The sequence below is a fragment of the Yoonia sp. genome (assembly GCF_014859355.1).
Classification (GTDB): Bacteria; Pseudomonadota; Alphaproteobacteria; order Rhodobacterales; family Rhodobacteraceae; genus Yoonia.
The window spans coordinates 1-19080 of the sequence record NZ_JACUUJ010000045.1 but is presented as its reverse complement, the minus strand read 5'-3'; the positions used below and the strand labels follow the sequence as shown (position 1 = coordinate 19080).

16 protein-coding genes and 2 riboswitches are annotated in these 19080 nt (G+C 60.5%); of the genes, 9 read left to right on the top strand and 7 right to left on the bottom strand.

Going from position 1 to position 19080, the window contains the following annotated elements; translation table 11 throughout:
- Together cobW and IBX59_RS13015 are read right to left on the bottom strand one after the other, a co-directional pair.
- On the bottom strand, window positions 1-939 hold a 939-nt coding region (cobW, locus tag IBX59_RS13020; RefSeq protein ID WP_296376249.1), incomplete at its 3' end, for a cobalamin biosynthesis protein CobW.
- A gap of 81 nt (window positions 940-1020) precedes the next feature.
- Window positions 1021-1662 carry a HupE/UreJ family protein gene (locus IBX59_RS13015; RefSeq protein ID WP_296376247.1) on the bottom strand — a complete coding sequence of 214 codons (642 nt, stop codon included), beginning with the start codon at window positions 1660-1662 and terminating at the stop codon, window positions 1021-1023.
- A gap of 112 nt (window positions 1663-1774) precedes the next feature.
- Window positions 1775-1990, bottom strand: a riboswitch (cobalamin riboswitch).
- A gap of 244 nt (window positions 1991-2234) precedes the next feature.
- Here IBX59_RS13015 and smc point away from each other — a divergent pair.
- A complete protein-coding gene (gene smc / locus IBX59_RS13010; RefSeq protein WP_296376244.1) occupies window positions 2235-5690 on the top strand; it encodes a chromosome segregation protein SMC in 3456 nt (1151 codons plus the stop codon).
- Window positions 5691-5774: 84 nt separating this feature from the next.
- On the opposite strand, the gene purD is transcribed toward smc, so the two are convergent.
- Window positions 5775-7037, bottom strand: a complete 1263-nt coding sequence (purD, locus tag IBX59_RS13005) for a phosphoribosylamine--glycine ligase (RefSeq protein WP_296376242.1) — start codon at window positions 7035-7037, stop codon at window positions 5775-5777.
- Window positions 7038-7106: 69 nt separating this feature from the next.
- Here purD and xseA point away from each other — a divergent pair, with 69 nt between their 5' ends.
- Window positions 7107-8594 carry an exodeoxyribonuclease VII large subunit gene (gene xseA / locus IBX59_RS13000; protein ID WP_296376240.1) on the top strand — a complete coding sequence of 496 codons (1488 nt, stop codon included), beginning with the start codon at window positions 7107-7109 and terminating at the stop codon, window positions 8592-8594.
- A gap of 15 nt (window positions 8595-8609) precedes the next feature.
- Here the strand turns inward: xseA and IBX59_RS12995 are convergent, their stop codons facing one another.
- Both IBX59_RS12995 and IBX59_RS12990 read right to left on the bottom strand, forming a co-directional pair.
- Window positions 8610-8996, bottom strand: coding sequence for a hypothetical protein (locus IBX59_RS12995; protein WP_296376238.1), 387 nt, complete (start codon window positions 8994-8996; stop codon window positions 8610-8612).
- Window positions 8989-9990, bottom strand: coding sequence for an alkane 1-monooxygenase (locus IBX59_RS12990; RefSeq protein ID WP_296376236.1), 1002 nt, complete (start codon window positions 9988-9990; stop codon window positions 8989-8991). The genes IBX59_RS12995 and IBX59_RS12990 overlap by 8 nt, the downstream gene beginning before the upstream one ends.
- Before the next feature lie 155 nt (window positions 9991-10145).
- On the opposite strand from IBX59_RS12990, the gene IBX59_RS12985 reads away from it, so the two are divergent.
- The 4 genes from IBX59_RS12985 to IBX59_RS12970 all read left to right on the top strand — a co-directional run bounded on the left by IBX59_RS12985 (window position 10146) and on the right by IBX59_RS12970 (window position 14531).
- The gene (locus IBX59_RS12985) at window positions 10146-11831 is read left to right on the top strand and encodes an NAD(P)H-dependent oxidoreductase subunit E (protein ID WP_296376234.1); all 1686 of its coding nucleotides are present in this window, start codon (window positions 10146-10148) and stop codon (window positions 11829-11831) included.
- Window positions 11832-11898: 67 nt separating this feature from the next.
- Window positions 11899-12996, top strand: a complete 1098-nt coding sequence (gene ftsY, locus IBX59_RS12980; RefSeq protein WP_296376232.1) for a signal recognition particle-docking protein FtsY — start codon at window positions 11899-11901, stop codon at window positions 12994-12996.
- Between the two features lie 15 nt (window positions 12997-13011).
- Window positions 13012-13914 carry a DMT family transporter gene (locus tag IBX59_RS12975; RefSeq protein WP_296376230.1) on the top strand — a complete coding sequence of 301 codons (903 nt, stop codon included), beginning with the start codon at window positions 13012-13014 and terminating at the stop codon, window positions 13912-13914.
- A gap of 11 nt (window positions 13915-13925) precedes the next feature.
- Window positions 13926-14531, top strand: coding sequence for an inner membrane-spanning protein YciB (locus IBX59_RS12970; RefSeq protein ID WP_296376229.1), 606 nt, complete (start codon window positions 13926-13928; stop codon window positions 14529-14531).
- On the opposite strand, the gene IBX59_RS12965 is transcribed toward IBX59_RS12970, so the two are convergent.
- A complete protein-coding gene (locus IBX59_RS12965; protein WP_296376226.1) occupies window positions 14528-14857 on the bottom strand; it encodes a PilZ domain-containing protein in 330 nt (109 codons plus the stop codon). The genes IBX59_RS12970 and IBX59_RS12965 overlap by 4 nt on opposite strands.
- A gap of 58 nt (window positions 14858-14915) precedes the next feature.
- Window positions 14916-15623 carry a glutathione S-transferase N-terminal domain-containing protein gene (locus IBX59_RS12960; protein ID WP_296376224.1) on the bottom strand — a complete coding sequence of 236 codons (708 nt, stop codon included), beginning with the start codon at window positions 15621-15623 and terminating at the stop codon, window positions 14916-14918.
- Window positions 15624-15761: 138 nt separating this feature from the next.
- Window positions 15762-15839: riboswitch (SAM riboswitch) on the top strand.
- Between the two features lie 60 nt (window positions 15840-15899).
- Between IBX59_RS12960 and metZ the strand changes: the two genes are divergently transcribed.
- From metZ to IBX59_RS12945, 3 genes are all read left to right on the top strand, one after another.
- Window positions 15900-17069: an O-succinylhomoserine sulfhydrylase gene (metZ, locus tag IBX59_RS12955; RefSeq protein ID WP_296376223.1), complete on the top strand. Its 1170-nt coding sequence runs from the start codon at window positions 15900-15902 to the stop codon at window positions 17067-17069.
- Between the two features lie 267 nt (window positions 17070-17336).
- Window positions 17337-18440, top strand: coding sequence for a GTP cyclohydrolase FolE2 (folE2, locus tag IBX59_RS12950; protein ID WP_296376221.1), 1104 nt, complete (start codon window positions 17337-17339; stop codon window positions 18438-18440).
- Window positions 18441-18567: 127 nt separating this feature from the next.
- Window positions 18568-19080 (top strand): ATP-dependent Clp protease proteolytic subunit (locus IBX59_RS12945; protein ID WP_296376219.1); only part of this gene is annotated, 513 nt, incomplete at its 3' end.

Here is a 19080-nt window from a genome sequence, read left to right as displayed (position 1 = left end):
GCGGGGGCCAACCGCCTGCAAGGTCAGGCGCATGGGTTTTCCCGCGACGGCGACAAAACCCTTGAGCCGCAGAATGTTGTGGGTGCGGATGATGTCGGCGACCTGTGCGGCGAAAGCCGCGGTGTCGGTGATTTCGTCGCGGGTGACGATGAAGGATTCGAATTCGTCATGGTCGTGTGCGTGATGATCGTCGCCGTCATCATTGTCGTGGTGATGGTGGTGGATTTCGTGACGGGAGGACATGTCGCTTTCTGCGCCGGATCCCTGCCCCAGCAGCACATCGACGGGCAGCGCGCCCATCGACGCCTTGACCACCTGCACCCCGTCGCGGGATTCGGATTTCAGCCGGGCCGTCAGGCTGTCTGCCTCGGCTTCGTTCAGCAGGTCGATCTTGTTCACAACGATCATGTCGGCGCAGGCGATCTGGTCTTCGAACAGTTCCGACAGGGGTGTTTCGTGGTCAAGGTTGTCGTCTTGCGCGCGCTGGGCATCGACGGCCGCAACGTTATGGGCGAACTGGCCGTCATGCACGGCGCGGCCATCGACCACGGTGACGACGCCATCGACGGTCACGCGCGTGGAAATGCCCGGCCAGTTGAACGCGCGGATCAGCGGTTGCGGCAGGGCAAGGCCCGAGGTTTCGATCACGATGTGATCGGGTTTGATGTCGCGGGCCAGCAGCGCCTCCATCGTGGGGATGAAATCATCGGCGACGGTGCAACAGATACAGCCGTTGGACAGCTCGACGATGTCATCCTCGGAACAGACCTCGTCGCCGCAGCCCTTGAGGATGTCTCCATCTACCCCAAGATCGCCGAATTCGTTGATGATCAGGGCAATCCGTTTGCCTTTGGCATTTTGCAGCAAATGCCGGATCAGTGTGGTTTTTCCGGCACCCAGAAAGCCGGTGACGACAGTGGCGGGGATTTTTGCGGGCATGATGTGACCTTTGGGATGGTTTTTCCAAATGGAATGACGGCCCCTTTTGGGACCGTCATGCGTCATGTTTTAGCGGGCGCTTTAGGCGGCCAGAAGGGCGACCAGCGGGCCTTCGACGATTTCCAGCGCAAGAAAGATCCCGACACCGGCGACCATGGCGCCACCAAGGCGAGCGTTGATGGCGGTGGCGTCAGTTGCGCCCAGTTTGGTAACGATCCATCCTGCGGCGATGGCCATCAGGTATTGGATGACCCCCAGGCCGATCAGATAGCCCAGCAGAACTGCCCCGCCGACGCCACCTTCTTGTCCGGCGATTGTGCCGCCAAATGCAGAGCCGTGGAACAGGCCAAAGGTGGCAAATATCACGATGGCGGCGGTGGTGCCAAGCGCCTTGCCCGACAGTATGATCCCGCCGAGCACGATCAGCGACAGCACGATGACCGTTTCCGCGATTGGCATGGCAATGCCAGCATACATCAGCGCGGTGCCGATCAGCATGGCACCGATATAGGCGGCAGGTGTCAGCAGCTTGCGCCCGGTGAACACTGCCGCGATGCCCATCGCCAGGACAAAGAACATGTGGTCAAAACCCAGCAGCGGATGCCCGACACCAGAGGCAAGACCATGGGTAAAGGTTTCCATTGGCAAGCCACCCAGCGGGTGGTGCGCAAGGGCGGGTGAGGCGGCAAGGCTGAGGCCCGCGGCGGTAAAAAGTTTTTTCATGTCTGTCCCCTTTAGGATCGCAGTAAAGGGGGGAATCGCATGGAGTGACCGCAGCATCGCGCCTTGGTTCAACCCCCACGGAACACCCCGTCCGTTGTTGTTGTCCGCACCCCGATTGGGCCCGGTGCATGGCTGGTCTCCTGGCTTGCGGGTCGATGCACCTTGTTGCCTTCCCGGTTGCCCAGTGGCGCGATAACAAGGCACTCTCCGCATACAGTCGCGGGGGCGGCTGTGGCGTCGGGCCTCCGGTTCGGATCGGCTTTTCCACATTCCCATTTGATCCCCTGATGCTTGGCATCGTCGGGGAACCGTGCCTTTTGTTTGTGCACAGCAGTGTGTGGTTGCGTCAAGATGGAATGCGACAGATATGAAATCTGCTGCGGCCCGCGTAATTAAATTTCGCGAAATTTGATGCCTCTGGCGGGGATAACTAGGCTTGGAAGAAGCAGGGAAACCCAATATTTTGTGGATAACACGGCGGAAATGGGCATATGGGGGGGCGGGGGCGTTGACTCGTAGGGGGCGGCAGGGCGATGCTTTTGCGAGTTTAGGAATCAGCGGGGCAAGAGGCATTGCGCTTTAGCAAACTGCGACTGAATGGCTTCAAAAGCTTTGTGGACCCTACCGATCTGATCATCGCCGATGGTCTGACCGGCGTTGTGGGGCCGAATGGCTGTGGCAAGTCGAACCTGCTGGAAGCGCTGCGTTGGGTGATGGGCGAAAATCGCGCCAGCGCCATGCGCGGCGGCGGCATGGAGGACGTGATCTTTGCCGGTGCCGCGACCCGCCCCGCGCGTAACTTTGCCGAAGTATCGCTGATTATTGATAATGGCGAACGCCTCGCGCCGGCAGCATTCAACGACAGTGATCAATTGGAAATCGTCCGCCGGATCACCCGCGATGCCGGGTCGGCCTATAAGGTCGGAGCAAAGGATGTGCGCGCCCGCGATGTGCAGATGCTGTTTGCTGATGCCTCCACCGGCGCACATTCGCCCGCATTGGTCCGACAGGGGCAGATATCGGAATTGATCAACGCCAAACCGAAATCGCGCCGTCGTATTTTGGAGGAAGCCGCCGGGATTTCCGGCCTTTATCAGCGCCGCCACGAAGCAGAGTTGAAGCTTAAGGGCGCGGAACAGAACCTGACCCGCGTGGATGACGTGATCGCGCAGCTGGCCGCGCAATTGGCGCAACTGGCCCGGCAGGCTAAACAGGCAGCCCGCTACCGTGAAATTGGCGAGGCTTTGCGCCGTGCCGAGGGAATGTTGCTGTATCGCCGCTGGAAAGAAGCAAATGACGCTTTGCTTGCGGCATCGGACCAGTTGCGCGACCGCACGACAGCGGCATCACAGGCTGAATCGGCGGCCCGTGCGGCGGCCAAGGCGCGCGCCAAGGCAGAAGAGGCATTGCCACCCCTACGTGAGGAAGAAGCCATCGCTGCCGCTGTTGTGCAGCGGTTGCAGGTGCAGCGCGACACGCTCAAAGATCAAGAGGCGCGGGCGCTTGACACGATTGCCACGCTGCGCGCCCGGATTGATCAGTTGACCCGTGATATGGACCGCGAAGGCGGTTTGAACAAGGATGCTGGCGAAACGATCGACCGGCTGGAATGGGAAGCCCGCGAAATTGCCAAGGCGGGCGAGGGGCATGATGCCAGGTTAGAGGCCGCACAGGTCGCCGCCCGCGCGGCGGCAGGTGTTTTGCAGGAACGCGAGGCTGATCTGTCGCAGCTGACCGAGGATGTCGCCCGCTTGGCCGCGCGCCACCAGTCGGCGCAACGTTTGTTGGGCGATCACCGCACGACGCTGAATAAAAATCAGGCTGAGGCGGTCCGCGCCAAGGCTGCTATGGCGCAGGCGGCGGCGGCGCTGGCCCAGGCCGAGGCTGATTTTGCAGCCGCTGGCGACGCGGAAAAAGCCGCTGTTGCCGCCGCCGCCTCTGCCGATGCCGCTTTGGCCGCCGCAGAAAGCGCGCGCGCAGAAACGCAAACCCGCGAAAGCGAGGCGCGCGCCAGCCGGTCAGCGGCCGAAGGCGAAGCGAACGCGTTGCGCGCCGAAGTGGCGGCTTTGACCAAGTTGGTGGCGCGCGATACATCCGAAACCGGGCAGGTGCTTGATCTGCTGCGCGTACAGGGCGGGTATGAAAAAGCGTTGGGTGCCGCCCTGGCAGATGATTTGCGTGCCCCGGCAGTCGGGGTAGATGCTGCATCGGGATGGGCGTTGTTACCTGCTTATACCACAGCGCAGGCTTTGCCAGATGGGGTTGCACCGTTGGGTGCATACGTTACCGTGCCGGATGTCCTGGCGCGGCGGGTGACGCAGGTGGGGCTGGTCGATGCTGTGGATGGCCCGCGTTTGCAAGCGGATCTGAAACCGGGTCAGCGGTTGGTTTCGGTCGCGGGTGATTTATGGCGCTGGGACGGGTTTCGGGCGGGTGCTGAGGATGCGCCGTCGGCGGCGGCCTTGCGCCTGCAACAGTTGAACCGCCTTGAAGGGTTAAAGCGTGATCTGGCGGGTGCAGCATCTGCGGCTGATCAGGCGGCACAGGCGCATGATGCCTTGGTGGCTTTGTTGCGACAGCAGACCGATGCGGATCAGGCCGCGCGCGCTGCGCGTCGCGATGCCGACCGCATGGTTGCAGAAGCCAACCGCGCCGCCAGCCGTGCCGAGGCCGATCGCAACCTGAGTGCGGGCAAGCGTGAAAGCCTTGCGCTGGCCGTAACCCGCCACGAAGATGAGGCAATGGTAGCGCGCAAGGCGCTGGCGGAAGCCGAACAGGCGCTGCGCGATCTGGGTGATTTGCAAATGGCGCGCGCCACCGTGGAAGATGTGAAATTGGCGGTCGAAGGCGCGCGTATCACGATGATGTCGCGTCGGTCCAACCACGATGAAATCCGCCGTGAAGGTGATGCCCGGCTTAAGCGTAGTCAGGAAATCACCAAGGAAATCAGTGGCTGGAAGCACCGGCTGGAGACCGCAAATAAACGCACCGCCGAATTGGCGGAGCGCAAGGCTGCATCTGCGGCAGAATTGGCCGCCGCAACGACGGCCCCTGAGGAGATTGCCGCGAAACGCGCTGAACTGGCCAATGCGATCACAGAGGCCGAAGCGCGCCGCAAAGCCGCTGCCGACGCATTGGCCATCACCGAAACCGCACTGCGGGACGCAGGTCATGCCGAGCGTGACGCCGAACGACTGGCATCAGAGGCGCGCGAGGCCCGTGCGCGTTCCGAGGCCCGCGCCGATGCCGCCCGCGAGACTGTCGCCTATGCCGCGGAACGGATTTTGGAGGCGCAAGAGGTCACACCTGATCAGTTGCTGGAAAGCCTTGATGTGGTGGTCGATCAGATGCCTGCCTCTGATGCGGTCGAGGGGCAGGTGAATGCGCTCAAGCGGCAGCGCGACGCGCTGGGGGCCGTGAACCTGCGCGCCGAGGAAGACGCCCGCGAGGTGCAGGCGGAGCATGATAACCTGGTGTCCGAAAAGGCCGATCTGGAGGCCGCGATCGCCGCGCTTCGCTCAGGGATTGCCAGCCTGAACCGCGAAGGCCGCGAGCGGCTGTTGACGGCGTTTGAGCAGGTCAACGACAACTTTGGCCTGTTGTTTACCCATTTATTTGGTGGGGGGGAGGCCAAGCTGGTGCTGGTCGAATCCGATGACCCGTTAGAGGCGGGGCTTGAGATCATGTGCCAGCCGCCGGGCAAGAAGCTGAGCGTTTTGTCTTTGTTGTCGGGGGGCGAACAGACGCTGACCGCGCTGGCACTGATCTTTGCGGTGTTTTTGGCTAACCCCGCCCCTATTTGTGTGCTGGACGAGGTGGATGCGCCGCTGGATGATGCCAATGTGACGCGCTTCTGTGACCTGCTGGATGAGATGTGTCGCCGCACCGATACACGGTTTCTGGTCATCACGCACCATGCCGTCACGATGAGCCGGATGGACAGGTTGTTCGGCGTGACGATGGGCGAGCAGGGCGTGTCGCAGCTGGTGTCTGTTGATCTGAAAAAGGCGGCGGCGATGGTGGCGTGATGCCGTGCGGCGCTGTTGCGCGCGCAACGCGCCCCGCCCGCCATCCCGGTGGCCCGGCGGGGATATTTATGCGCGGAAAAAACGTTAGAGTGCGCGCCAGCCGATGTCAGAGCGATAAAAACCGTCTGGCCAGTCGATCATCTGGGCCATTGCATAGGCTTTTTCGTGCGCCTCTGCCAGCGTGCCCCCTCTGGCGGTCACGTTCAGCACCCGCCCGCCGTTTGCGGTGATCTGGCCGTCGATTTCGGCGGTGCCTGCATGAAACACCATATGGAAACTGTCAGATGGCTGGATGTCGAGGCCGGTGATGACCGTTCCCTTGGCACAGGGGCCGGGGTATCCCTTGGCCGCCACGACGATGGTCAGCGCATGATCGTCGGCCCAGTTGGCCTGCACTTCGTCCAACCGTTCCTCTGCGCAGGCCAGCAGCAGGTCAAGGATCTGCCCCCCCAGCCGCATCATCAGGCATTGGCATTCAGGATCGCCAAAGCGCACGTTGTATTCCACCAGCCGGGGCTGGCCGTTCTGGATCATCAGCCCGCAAAACAGCACGCCCTGAAACGGTGTGCCGCGTTTTGCCATTTCAGCCATTGTCGGGCGGATAATCTCATCCAGCGCCTTTTGCGAGATCTCGTCGGTCATGACAGGGGCGGGGGAATAGGCACCCATGCCGCCGGTGTTTGGTCCGGTGTCGCCGTCAAAGGCGCGTTTGTGGTCCTGCGCCGTGCCGACGGGCAGGATCGTCTTGCCATCGCACAGCACGAAAAACGATGCCTCTTCGCCTTCCATGAATTCTTCGATGACCACCTCGGCACCGGCAGCGCCAAAACTGCCGTCAAACATGTCGTCGATGGCGGCCAGCGCCTCGGCCATCGTCATGGCAACGATCACGCCCTTGCCTGCGGCTAACCCGTCAGCCTTGACCACGATAGGTGCGCCTTTGGCGCGGATGTAATCGCGCGCGGCAGCGGCATCGGTGAAATGGGCATAGGTGGCGGTGGGCGCACCTGCGGCATCGCACACGGCCTTGGTAAAGGATTTGGAGGCTTCAAGCTGGGCGGCGGCCTGGCTTGGCCCGAAAACCGACAGCCCGGCAGCGCGCAGACGGTCGGCCACGCCGGCGGCCAAAGGGGCCTCTGGCCCGATGATGACAAAGTCGATGGCGTTTTCTTCGGCAAATGTGGCAACCGCCCCGCCATCAAGAATATTGATGTCGGCGCAATCGGCGATGGCGGCGATGCCCGCATTGCCCGGTGCCACGATCAGACGGTCGCATTTGGGGTTTTGTTTGACCGCCCACGCAAGGCTGTGTTCGCGCCCGCCGCTGCCCAGAATAAGGATGTTCATGGCGCTCTCCACTTGGCCTTTGACTGATGGCGTTCTAAGGTTGCGCAGCCATGATAACAAGAGCAGCTGATGGACCTTTTTGACGATCCCGCCCCTGTCGACAACACCCCGGAATATTCCGTATCCGAGATTTCGGGTGCGGTGAAAAAAGCGATCGAAGGCGGTTTTTCCCATGTGCGGGTGCGCGGTGAGGTCGGGCGCGTTTCGCGGCCCGGGTCTGGCCACATTTATCTGGATTTGAAAGATGATCGCGCGGTGTTGTCCGCCGTGATCTGGAAAGGCCGTGCGCAGGGTCTGACCCACAAGCCTGAGGAGGGGATGGAGGTTATCGCCACCGGCAAGCTGACGACCTTTCCGGGCCAGTCCAAATATCAGATGATCATCGAAGACATCGCCCCCGCCGGTGCCGGTGCCCTGATGGCGATGTTGGAGGCGCGCAAAAAGGCGCTGGCGGCAGAGGGGCTGTTCGCCGCAGAACGCAAGAAACCACTGCCCTATCTGCCCGAGGTGATCGGCGTCATCACCTCGCCATCCGGTGCTGTGATCCGCGATATCCTGCACCGTTTACGCGACCGGTTCCCGCGCAAGGTGCTGGTCTGGCCGGTGGCTGTGCAGGGCCAGAAATGCGCGTCCGAGGTGGCCGCGGCGATTGCGGGATTTAACCGGCTGACACCGGGCGGTGCCTTGCCGCGGCCGGATCTGCTGATCGTGGCGCGCGGTGGTGGGTCGATCGAGGATCTGTGGGGCTTTAACGAAGAAATCGTTGCACGCGCGGCGGCAGCGTCGGACATCCCGCTGATTTCGGCGGTCGGGCATGAAACCGACACCACGTTGATTGATTTCGTGGCAGATATGCGCGCGCCAACACCCACGGCAGCGGCGGAACTGGCGGTGCCGGTGCGGATGGAATTGCTGGGCTGGGTGGACCAGCAGGGGGCGCGGCTGCGGCGGGCATTAAGCGTGGGCGTGCAGCAGCGCCAGCAGCGTCTGCGCGACTTGTCCCGCGCCTTGCCACAGGTGGACACGCTGGTCGAGGGTCCGCGCCAGCGGTTGGATTATCTGACAGACAGGTTGCCCAATGCGCTGCGCCATGCAGCGGCACAAAAGCGGCTGCAAATGTCCGAGGCGGCATTGCGCCCGCAAATCCTGGCGCGTCGGCTAGCCGAAGACCGGCGGCGCCTGGCAGGTCTGGAGGCCCGGATGATCCCCGCTTTGCAGCGTAAACTGCGCGAAGGGTCTGTTGCGCTGGACAGCGCAGGGCGGGGTCTTCGGGCCGATGTCCTGCACGACCGGCTGACGCGGCAGCGTGACCGGCTGGATGTGGTCTTGCGTCGCCTGTCAGACCGGGCATCACGCCAACAGGCCGAACGACAGGCGCGGCTGGCCTCGCTTGATCGCCTGCGCGAGACATTGGGCTATGTGGCAACGCTTGAACGCGGCTATGCCGTGGTGCGGGGCGATGGTGCAGTGGTGACGGGTGTTGCGGTAGCAGGTGCGTCAACTGCGCTTGAGATCGAATTTGCAGATGGCCGGCTGAAGGTGAAATCCCTCAGCTGATCCGCGCCCATCCGCTTATGAAGACAGGTCATTGCAGACAAGTTGATCGTCGCGGGCGGGGTCTTCAAAGATGATGGTGGCGGGCGGTTGCGTGATGTAAACGCCGCGCATCACGCCCGGATCGTCATACATCCGCCAGCATTTGTTTTCCGGATCACCATCGTAGCGAAAGCAAATGGCGCCATCGTCTTCAAACCAGAACCCGTACTGGCAGGTGCCATCAAATGTGGACCACATGACGCGGCGCCCCGGCAGATAGCGTTCGATCCCGAAACTTGGGTTATTCGCTGTCCGAAAGGTTATGGTCCGCCCGGTGACATGGGCCTCGAACGCGGTGGCGTCCATCGTGTCCTGCGCTGCTGCGGGTGTCGCCAGCGCCACGATCAAGGCCAGGCTACGCATGGCGCAGCCTGTCCAGCGCCGGATGCATCATGCGGTGCCATAGCTGCGGAACCAGTGCGATGGCCGCCATCAAGGGAAGGGGTTTGGGCAGCATAGGGGCGTCCTTTGGCAGGGTCAGTGATGGATAGTGTCGCGTTGGGTGGGCGTGATGATCGGAATGGCGGGTGGCGTTCAGTAGCAGCGCGGATGAAAACCAGTGCGGGCTGTTCCAGCTGTGTTCTGCGCCCACGGGCTGTGGCTTGCCCTGTGCATTGATGGCCCGGGTCAGGCCGTAATGCTGGACATAATCAGACATCAGCAATTGCATCTGCGCATATCCGGCCAGCGCGACATAATAGGCCAGCGCCTTGGTGCTGACCGCGACCGCCAGCGCCACGCAGATGACTGCGCCGCCTGTATAGACCAGATAGGGATTACGCCATGCCGGGCGGTTCATCTGTGTCAGGCGGGTGGCTTCGGCGCGATAACCCTTGCGAAACGACCCGACCCAGGCGCGCAGGGCATAGCGATAGAAACTTTCACCCCTGCGCGATGTGTTGGGGTCGGCGCGGGTGGCGACATGCCGGTGATGCACCAGCACATGCGCCGATGTGTGATGCCCGAACAGCAGCGTGATATAGACCCACATCCCCAGTCGGTGCAGGTGACGCGGGCCGCGATGGATCAATTCATGCGCGTTCGCGTTGCTGACTTGACCAAAGAACAATCCGGCTGCAAAAAACAGTCCCAGCTTTTCCCACGCGCCCGGCCCATCGCCCGCAAGCCCGGCCACGACCAGTGGCAGCAGCGCGAAATGCGCCAGCGCCAGCGTGACCGACAGGCCGTTGCCTGATGGAAATTCCTGCGTAGGTGCCGCGATCTGCACCAGCCGGTCAAGGATGCTGGTCAAGGCGGTTAGATAGAACACCGCCATTGCCACCCAGATGCCACCAGAAATGGCCGCTCCTGCGATCAGGCAGGTGGGCGCAAGCGTGGCAAGGGTGAACAGGCGCATCGGGGTTATCATGTTTCGCATCGTTAGCACGGGTTTCCTGCCCGGTCATGATGAATTGCAAAAGCTTGCGCAATGGTGATACGGGGTGTCGTTTTTGCGTGGTCCGGTGCTGGTATGGCCGATATGTTGCGGGCAGATCACAAGGGAAGACCGCAATGGCTTTGGACAATCGTGACGGCGTTTGGAAATCCGGCAAGGGCAAGGGCCGGCGTACGCCCAAGGGCCGCCAGCTGGATGATCAGGCCTGGGATCAGGTCAAGGCGCTACTGGGCGACAGCCCGCGCCGGCGCGACCTGTTGATCGAATATCTGCACCTGATCCAGGATGAATACGGCCACCTTTCCGCCGCCCATCTGCGCGCCTTGGCCGAGGAAATGCGCCTGTCCCAGGCCGAGGTTTACGAGGTCGCCACCTTTTACGCCCATTTCGACGTGGTGAAAGAAGGCGAAGCCCCGCCACCGGCGCTGACTATCCGTGTATGTGACAGCCTGTCGTGCGAACTGGCCGGTGCGCAACAGTTGAAATCAGCGCTGGAGGACGGTTTGGACCCCGCACAGGTGCGCGTGTTGCGTGCGCCCTGCATGGGGCGTTGCGATACCGCGCCGGTGCTGGAACTGGGCCATCACCATATCGACCATGCGACACCGGAAAAGGTGCAGGCGGCAATTGCAGCAGGTCACACCCACGCCGATGTGCCCGACTACGAAACGCTTGATGCCTATCGCAGCGCGGGTGGCTATGCCACGCTGACCGCGCTGCGGCAGGGCGGCAATTGGGAAGAGGTGCAGGACAAGGTTCTGGGCGCCGGATTGCGTGGCCTTGGCGGGGCGGGCTTCCCGTCGGGCAAGAAATGGGGCTTCGTGCGCGGCAATCCCGGCCCGCGCTATCTGGCCGTGAACGGGGACGAGGGTGAGCCGGGCACATTCAAGGACCGGTATTATCTTGAACGCACCCCGCATCTGTTTCTTGAGGGCATGTTGATCGCCGCCTGGGCGGTCGAGGCTGAAACCTGTTTCATCTACATGCGCGACGAATACCCCGCCGTGCTGAAGATTTTGCGCCGAGAGATCGCCGCGCTTGAACAGGCGGGTATTATCAATCAGGGGTATATCGACCTGCGGCGCGGGGCCGGTGCCTATATCTGCGGCGAAGAAAGTGCCATGATCGAAAGCATCGAAGGCAAGCGCGGTATGCCGCGCCACCGCCCGCCATTCGTAGCACAGGTCGGTATTTTTGACCGGCCCACGCTGGTGCATAACGTGGAAACCCTGCTGTGGGTCGCGCGCATTTGCCGCGAGGGGCCAAAGGTGCTGAACAGCACCGAAAAGAACGGCCGCAAGGGGCTGCGGACTTATTCGGTGTCTGGGCGTGTTGCGCAACCGGGGGTTTATCTGCTGCCTGCGGGGTCCACCATTCTGGATGTGATCGCGGCGGCGGGTGGTATGGCCGATGGCCACGTGTTCAAGGCCTACCAGCCGGGTGGACCGTCATCGGGGCTGTTGCCTGCGGCAATCGACGATGTGTCACTGGATTTCGACACATTGCAACCCTTGGGCACCTTCATTGGGTCGGCGGCTGTTGTTGTGCTGTCCGATCAGGACAGCGCGCGCGATGCCGCGCTGAACATGCTGCGGTTTTTCGAAGACGAAAGCTGTGGCCAATGCACGCCCTGCCGGGTCGGCTGTGAAAAGGCGGTCAAGCTGATGCAGGCGGATACATGGGACCAGCCACTGTTGACAGAACTTTGCACCGCAATGGCCGATGCGTCGATCTGCGGGCTGGGGCAGGCGGCGCCCAATCCGATCAGGCTGGTGATGCAGCATTTCAAGGATGAAATCTGACCGCCCTTTTCAATTGCCGCGCCAGCCATTAGGTCAGTGTCATGCATTGATTTAGGGCTGGCGGGCGATGGCTTTCTTCAAAAAACTCAAAGACCGGATGTTCAGATCTTCGTCGAAATTCGACGAAGGGCTTGATGCCATTGTCAGCGATGGTGGTGCGCCGGATGTGCCGCCGGCCACAGAACCGGATGCGCCCGTGCCAGCGGCTGAACCCAGCGTCGGTCTTCCCGATCAGGTCCGCGATATTGTGACGCCAGAAACCCCCGCTGCGCCCGAAAAAAAGGGGCTGATGGGCCGTCTGTTTGGCGGGCAGAATGCGGGGCCTGTGGTGCGCCGCACCCTTGATGACGACATGCTGGAACAGTTGGAGGAACTGTTGATTGCTGCCGATATGGGGGTGGATACCGCGGTGCGCGTCACCGCCAACATGGCCGAAGGGCGGTTGGGCCGCAAACTGTCGGTCGATGAAATCAAGCGGTTGCTGGCGCAAGAGGTGGCCCGGATCATGGAACCTGTCGCCCGCCCCCTGCCGATCTATGCCAAAAAACCGCAGGTCGTGCTGGTCGTTGGCGTGAACGGTTCGGGCAAGACCACGACGATTGGCAAATTGGCCAGCCAGTTTCGCGCGGCGGGCAAAAACGTGGTGATCGCGGCGGGCGATACATTCCGCGCGGCAGCGGTGGAACAGTTGCAGGTCTGGGGCGACCGCGCGGGCGTGCCGGTGCTGACAGCACCCGAAGGGTCCGACCCTGCCAGCCTTGCCTTTGACGCGATGACGCAGGCACAGGCGGACGGGGCCGATTTGCTGATGATCGACACCGCAGGCCGGTTGCAAAACCGCGCCGACCTGATGGAGGAATTGTCAAAGATCGTGCGCGTGATCCGCAAGAAAGACCCAGAGGCGCCGCACAATACCCTGCTGGTGCTGGATGCGACAACCGGACAGAACGCCATTCAACAGGTGAAGGTGTTTCAGGAACTGGCCGATGTGTCGGGCCTGATCATGACCAAACTGGACGGCACCGCCAAGGGTGGCGTGCTGGTGGCACTGGCCGATAAATTCGGTCTGCCGATCCATGCCATCGGCGTGGGCGAACAAATCGACGATCTGGCCCCGTTCGACCCCGAAGAATTTGCCGCAGCCCTAGTGGGGCTGGACGCGTGATGCAGCCCTGACCTGATGGGCGACTGGATTGTATCGCTGGCGGGCACGCCCGAAGGGGCGCGGCTGGCCACAGTATTCGCCCTGATGTCGGCGCTGGCCCATGCGGTATTTGGCGCGCTGCAAAAGGGCCGCTATGATCCGTGGCTGACGCGCGGCGCGATTGACGGCTGGCTGGTGGTCTTTTCCGCACCTGTCGCGCTGTTCATGGTGCCCTGGCCTGATGCCGCGACTGCGTTGATACTTGTGGGCGCGATCGTGGTGCATTTCGCCTATAAACTGACCATGGCGCTGGCCTATGAAAAGGCTGCTTATACCGTGGTTTACCCGGTCGTGCGCGGCACAGGGCCGCTGGTGACTGTGATAGCGGCATCGCTGTTTTTCAAGGAACATTTCACTGCGATGCAATGGCTGGGGGTGGCCTGTTTGTCGGGCGGAATCCTGCTGCTGGCACTGCGCAACCTATCGGAAGAGGTGATTGACCTTCCCTCGCTCAAGCTGGGGCTGTTGTGGGCAGTGGCCGGTGGGGTCCTGGTCGCCGTTTACACTACTTACGATGCGTTTGGTATTCGCCAGTCGCCCAATCCTTTCACCTTTCTGGCGTGGTTTTTCCTTGTCACGGCCTTTGACTTTCCGATCCTTGCGGCTTGGCGTTACCGGCGGATGCCGGTTCCGCCGCTGCTGGGGCCGTTGATGTGGCGGGGGATTGCGGGCGCGCTGATTGCCTGGGTCAGCTTTGGTGGCGTCATGCTGGCCACATTGCTGGGCAAGGTGGGTGAGGCCGCGGTTTTGCGCGAAACCTCGACCGTGTTTGCCGCCTTGATCGGCTGGTTCATTCTGGGCGAAAAGGTCGGCCCGCGCCGGCTGTTTCTGATGACACTGGTTGCGCTGGGGGCCGTGATCGTGGAAATGGGGGGATGAGGGAGACGCCGATGACCACAAAACAGATCAATCCGATCCTGAAACAGGTGCTGGAACTGGGGCCGACACTGGTATTTTTCCTGATTTATCTGCGGATCAAGGACGATATGTTTACCGTGGCGGGGACGGAATATTCCGGTTTTATCATTGCCGCGCTGGTGTTTGTGCCAATCCTGCTGGTGGCTATGGGGATCTTGTGGGCCTTGACAGGCAAGCTGAGCCGGATGCAGCTTTTCACAGCTTTCATGGTGATTTTTTTTGGGGGGCTGACGGCCTATTTCAATGACGAGCGTTTTTTCAAAATGAAAACGACGATCGTTTATGGGGTGATGGCTGGCCTGTTGGGCATTGGTCTGCTGCGCGGCCGCAGTTATCTGCAATATGTCATGGAAGAATTTCTGCCCATGCGCCCGGAAGGCTGGATGATTTTCACCCGACGCTTGACCGTGATGTTCGCGGCCCTTGCCGTAGCAAATGAACTGATCTGGCGCACCCAATCTACCGAAACATGGGTCAAACTGGAAACTTTCGCCTTTCCTGCTGTTTTGTTTGTGTTCTTGTGGGTTCAGATTGCCGGGCTGCAAAGATACCTGATCGACCAACCCAACGAGGATTAGTGCATTTCACGAAACTGGAAACCGACGGTGCGGTTGCCGACTGTCGGACGTCCGTCCCTGCGATAGCGTAAAATATCGACCTGGTGGCTGGAAATGCGCGGTGAAAAGATGACCCCGACGCGCCCGTTGGCGACCCATCGCACCACCGCATTGATGCGCAAGCTCAGCACAGACAGCCTGACCTTGTCACCGCGGGACAGGTTTTTTAGCCCTTCGACACGTGCGCCGGCGGTGTTCACGTCAATGACCGTGCCACGTTGTGGGCCGGATGGTGTTTCAAACGTGACGGGATAATGGGTGTTATAGCGGTGCGGACGATACTGCATGATCTGGACCTATTCACGAGAAGCGATGCCAAATTAACAGTGCAGACCTAATAATTCGTTACGAGCCTTTGCCAAAAAGCACGCTTTGGGCTGTTTTGTCCTGTGCGATATCACCGCGTTTTTCCGCAGCCAGCGCGCGGCCCTGCTGGACAGCGGGACGCGCCGCCATCATGTCCAGCCAGCGGGCCATATGGGGCTTGTCATCCAGTGTTTGTTGCTGGCCTTCCCACAATGAGGCCCACCCCCAGATCGCCATATCGGCAATCGAATAGAAATCACCCGCGACATAGGTGTTTTGGGCCAGTTGCCGGTCCAGCACACCATATAGGCGCGCGGTCTCGTTGCGATACCGGTCCTTGGCATAGGGCAGATCATTGGGCGGGGTCATGGCGGGGGCGTATTTCAGGAAATGATGCGCCTGCCCTGCCATCGGCCCCAATCCGCCCATCTGCCACATCAGCCATTGGTCCACGGCAATGCGGTCGCGTTCCGTCGGGCCATAAAACAAACCTGTTTTGCGCGCCAGATACTGCAAAATCGCACCGGATTCAAAAATCGTGACGGGCGCGCCGTCAGGTCCATCGGGATCAATGATCGCGGGCATCCGGTTGTTGGGGGAAATCCTCAGGAAATCGGGGTGAAACTGATCACCTGCGCCAATATCCACCAGATGCAGCCGATAGGGCAATGCCATTTCTGCAAGCGCGATCGAGATTTTCCAGCCGTTGGGCGTTGGCCAGAAATACAGATCAATCGGTGTGGTCATGACCCATCCTTTTTCCTTGTCACACCATCAGAATGACAGCCTGCACGAAAACGGCAAGGGACAACTTATTTGGCGGGCCGGGCCGGACTGCCCCGGCTTGATGCCAGCCATTCTTGACGCTGGACAGGCAGGGTATTATGCGCTGTTGGTGGCGATTTGTTACCGGATTGTGGGCCACGTTAAACATGCCGCTAAAGAGGGTTCTGGGTTTTTCGACCCCGATACCTTTTCCCGGTGTCGGGTTTTTTTATGCGCCAAGGGCGCGAGGGATAACATATGGACAAGTGGAACAAACGCACGCGCGCCGTGCACGCGGGCACCCGGCGCAGTCAATACGGCGAACTGAGCGAGGCGATTTTCCTGACCCAAGGCTTTGTCTACGACACGGCAGAGGCGGCAGAGGCCCGGTTTATCCAGTCGGGGGAAGATGAATTTATCTATGCCCGCTATGGTAACCCCACCGTGGCGATGTTCGAAGACCGCATCGCCGCGCTGGAAGGGGCCGAGGCCGCCTTTGCCACGGCATCCGGCATGGCGGCGGTCAACGGCGCGTTGATGTCGGTGCTGCGCGCGGGGGACCATGTTGTTTCGGCGCGGGCGCTGTTTGGGTCGTGTCTGTATATTCTTGAGGAAATCCTGACCCGCTACGGGGTCGAGGTGACATTCGTGGATGGCACCGATCTTGATGCCTGGCAGGCTGCGATCAGGGCGGATACCAAGGTTGTCTTTTTTGAAAGCGTTTCTAACCCGACGCTGGAAGTCGTCGATATTGCGGCGGTATCGCGGCTGGCACATGCTGTCGGGGCGCTGGTGATTGTGGATAATGTCTTTGCCACACCGGTGTTTTCGGATGCGCTGGCGCAGGGTGCTGATGTTGTGGTTTATTCCGCGACCAAACATATCGACGGGCAGGGCCGCGCGCTGGGTGGTGTGATTCTTGGGTTGCGCGATCTGATCCGCGGCCCTGTCGAAACCTATATGAAGCACACAGGCGGATCGATGTCGCCGTTTACGGCATGGCTGATGCTGAAAGGCCTGGAAACGATGGACCTGCGGGTGCGCGCGCAAGCGGAAACGGCACAGCATCTCGCGATGTCGTTGCAGGCCGATGGAAGGTTGCAGCGCGTGATCTATCCCGGGCTTGTCAGCCATCCCCAGCACGCGCTGGCTGTTGCCCAGATGGGGGCGGGGGGGACCGTTCTGGCGATTGACGCAGGATCACAAGACGCGGCATTCCGGTTATTGAACCGTCTTGAGATATTCAAGATTTCCAACAACCTTGGTGATGCTAAATCAATTGCCACGCATCCTGCGACAACCACGCATCAGCGGCTGGCGGATGCGGTCAAGGCATCGCTTGGCATAACGCCGGGGCTGATCCGGCTTAGCGTCGGGCTGGAAGATGCGGCTGATCTGTTGTCCGATTTGCGGCAAGCGATGGGCTGACGGGTCTGGCCGTTGCGTCCGCCGGACGGGCGGAGCCTCCGGTGGGGAAATTTATCAGCGGAAGAAGCAGGGCGTTGTGCGTGACGGGGCAACGTTCTGGCCGCGCATTGGCGTTAGGCCGAATACCGGGTAACATCTGCGTGCTGAAAGTTGGGTGATATGGCTGATCCACGCAGAGATTTGTTACGTATCTATCATGTCTTTGTTGGACAGTCTGAGAACCTGCCCCATTTAGGGGGAGGAGATGCACCGAGAAGGGGCCACGAAATGAACATCCATTCCGCTGACATGAATCGTGAACCGACCCGCGCAGAGGCGGAAGCGGCGCTTGCGCTGTTGCGGCGCTGGGCCATTGAAGTGACCCCCGAGGAAGTGGCAACATTGGACCCGTTGGTATCACGTCTGATACCGGGGCAAGAGGTTTCGAATTACCCCGCATTGGCGCGCGCATATCCTGATGCTTTCGAGGTGGACGAGGCCTATAAGGCCACGATGCCCGACCTTCAAAACGGGCCGGCCAGCCTGATCCGTGGTGCAAAACAGCAAATTCAACATGTCGGTATTTCGAATTTCCGACTGCCGATCCGATTTCACACCCGTGATAACGGTGATCTGACCCTGGAAACATCTGTGACCGGCACAGTATCGCTGGAGGCCGAGAAAAAGGGCATCAACATGTCCCGGATCATGCGTACATTTTACAAACACGCGGAACAGACATTCAGTTTTGAGGTGATCGAACGTGCGCTTGATGATTACATGTCGGATCTGGAAAGCTTTGATGCCCGCATCCAGATGCGGTTTAGTTTTCCGATGAAAGTGGAAAGCCTGCGGTCGGGGCTGGCCGGCTATCAGTATTACGATATTGCGCTTGAACTGGTCGAGGTGTCGGGTGTGCGCAAAAAGATCATTCATTTGGATTATGTCTATTCGTCTACATGCCCCTGTTCGTTGGAACTGTCCGAACATGCGCGGCAATTCCGTGGTCAACTGGCCACGCCGCATTCGCAACGGTCGGTCGCGCGTATTTCGGTTTTGCTGGAAACCGGTCGTGACATGATGTGGTTTGAGGATTTGATTGATCGCGCCCGTGCGGCCGTGCCGACGGAAACGCAGGTTATGGTCAAGCGCGAGGATGAACAGGCCTTTGCGGAACTGAACGCCGCCAATCCGATTTTTGTCGAGGATGCCGCGCGGCTGTTTACCGAACAGTTGCAGTTGGATACGCGAATTTCGGATTTCCGGGTGATCGCCAGCCATCAGGAAAGTCTGCACAGCCATGATGCGGTGTCGATGCTGACCGAAGGCCCGACCTTTGCGGGCGAAAGCCTTGACCCACGCCTGTTTGCCAGCCTGTTCCACGTTGGATAACCGCTGTGGCTGCGTTGGGGCGGGGGTGAAAACTGTCATGTGGCCTTGAAGCCCCTGACACCCGTCTCTAAGACTCTGTCAAGATTTCCGAAGTAGGACACAGCCGTCCAGCAAAGAGGCAGATAACATGCAAAACCCCGCAGAGACCTATATGAACCTTGTCCCAATGGTGGTTGAACAGACCGCACGGGGTGAACGCGCCTATGATATCTTTTCGCGGCTGCTGAAAGAGCGCATCATTTTTGTCAATGGCCCCATACATGACGGGATGAGCCAGCTGATCGTCGCGCAGCTTTTACACCTTGAAGCTGAGAACCCCAAAAAGGAAATCAGCATGTATATCAACAGCCCGGGCGGGTCTGTGATTGCAGGGATGAGCATCTACGACACGATGCAATATATCAAACCCAAGGTATCGACGCTGGTCTGTGGCCTAGCGGCATCGATGGGGTCGGTCATTTCGCTTGGAGGCGAAAAGGGGATGCGGTTTTCGCTGCCCAATTCGGAGTTTCTGGTCCACCAGCCATCTGGAGGCAGCCAGGGGACTGCGGCCGATATCCTGATCCAGTCGCGGCACATCGAACAGACGCGCGAACGATTCTACCATCTTTATATGCGCCACACCGGCCAGAATTATGAG

Bases quoted from the DNA above. Each gene is read 5' to 3' on its own strand.
- IBX59_RS13015 (WP_296376247.1), bottom strand. From the start codon at position 1,662: ATGAAAAAACTTTTTACCGCCGCGGGCCTCAGCCTTGCCGCCTCACCC.
- purD (WP_296376242.1), bottom strand. From the start codon at position 7,037: ATGAACATCCTTATTCTGGGCAGCGGCGGGCGCGAACACAGCCTTGCG.
- xseA (WP_296376240.1), top strand. From the start codon at position 7,107: ATGGACCTTTTTGACGATCCCGCCCCTGTCGACAACACCCCGGAATAT.
- IBX59_RS12995 (WP_296376238.1), bottom strand. From the start codon at position 8,996: ATGCGTAGCCTGGCCTTGATCGTGGCGCTGGCGACACCCGCAGCAGCG.
- IBX59_RS12990 (WP_296376236.1), bottom strand. From the start codon at position 9,990: ATGCGCCTGTTCACCCTTGCCACGCTTGCGCCCACCTGCCTGATCGCA.
- IBX59_RS12985 (WP_296376234.1), top strand. From the start codon at position 10,146: ATGGCTTTGGACAATCGTGACGGCGTTTGGAAATCCGGCAAGGGCAAG.
- ftsY (WP_296376232.1), top strand. From the start codon at position 11,899: ATGGCTTTCTTCAAAAAACTCAAAGACCGGATGTTCAGATCTTCGTCG.
- IBX59_RS12975 (WP_296376230.1), top strand. From the start codon at position 13,012: ATGGGCGACTGGATTGTATCGCTGGCGGGCACGCCCGAAGGGGCGCGG.
- IBX59_RS12970 (WP_296376229.1), top strand. From the start codon at position 13,926: ATGACCACAAAACAGATCAATCCGATCCTGAAACAGGTGCTGGAACTG.
- IBX59_RS12965 (WP_296376226.1), bottom strand. From the start codon at position 14,857: ATGCAGTATCGTCCGCACCGCTATAACACCCATTATCCCGTCACGTTT.
- IBX59_RS12960 (WP_296376224.1), bottom strand. From the start codon at position 15,623: ATGACCACACCGATTGATCTGTATTTCTGGCCAACGCCCAACGGCTGG.
- metZ (WP_296376223.1), top strand. From the start codon at position 15,900: ATGGACAAGTGGAACAAACGCACGCGCGCCGTGCACGCGGGCACCCGG.
- folE2 (WP_296376221.1), top strand. From the start codon at position 17,337: ATGAACATCCATTCCGCTGACATGAATCGTGAACCGACCCGCGCAGAG.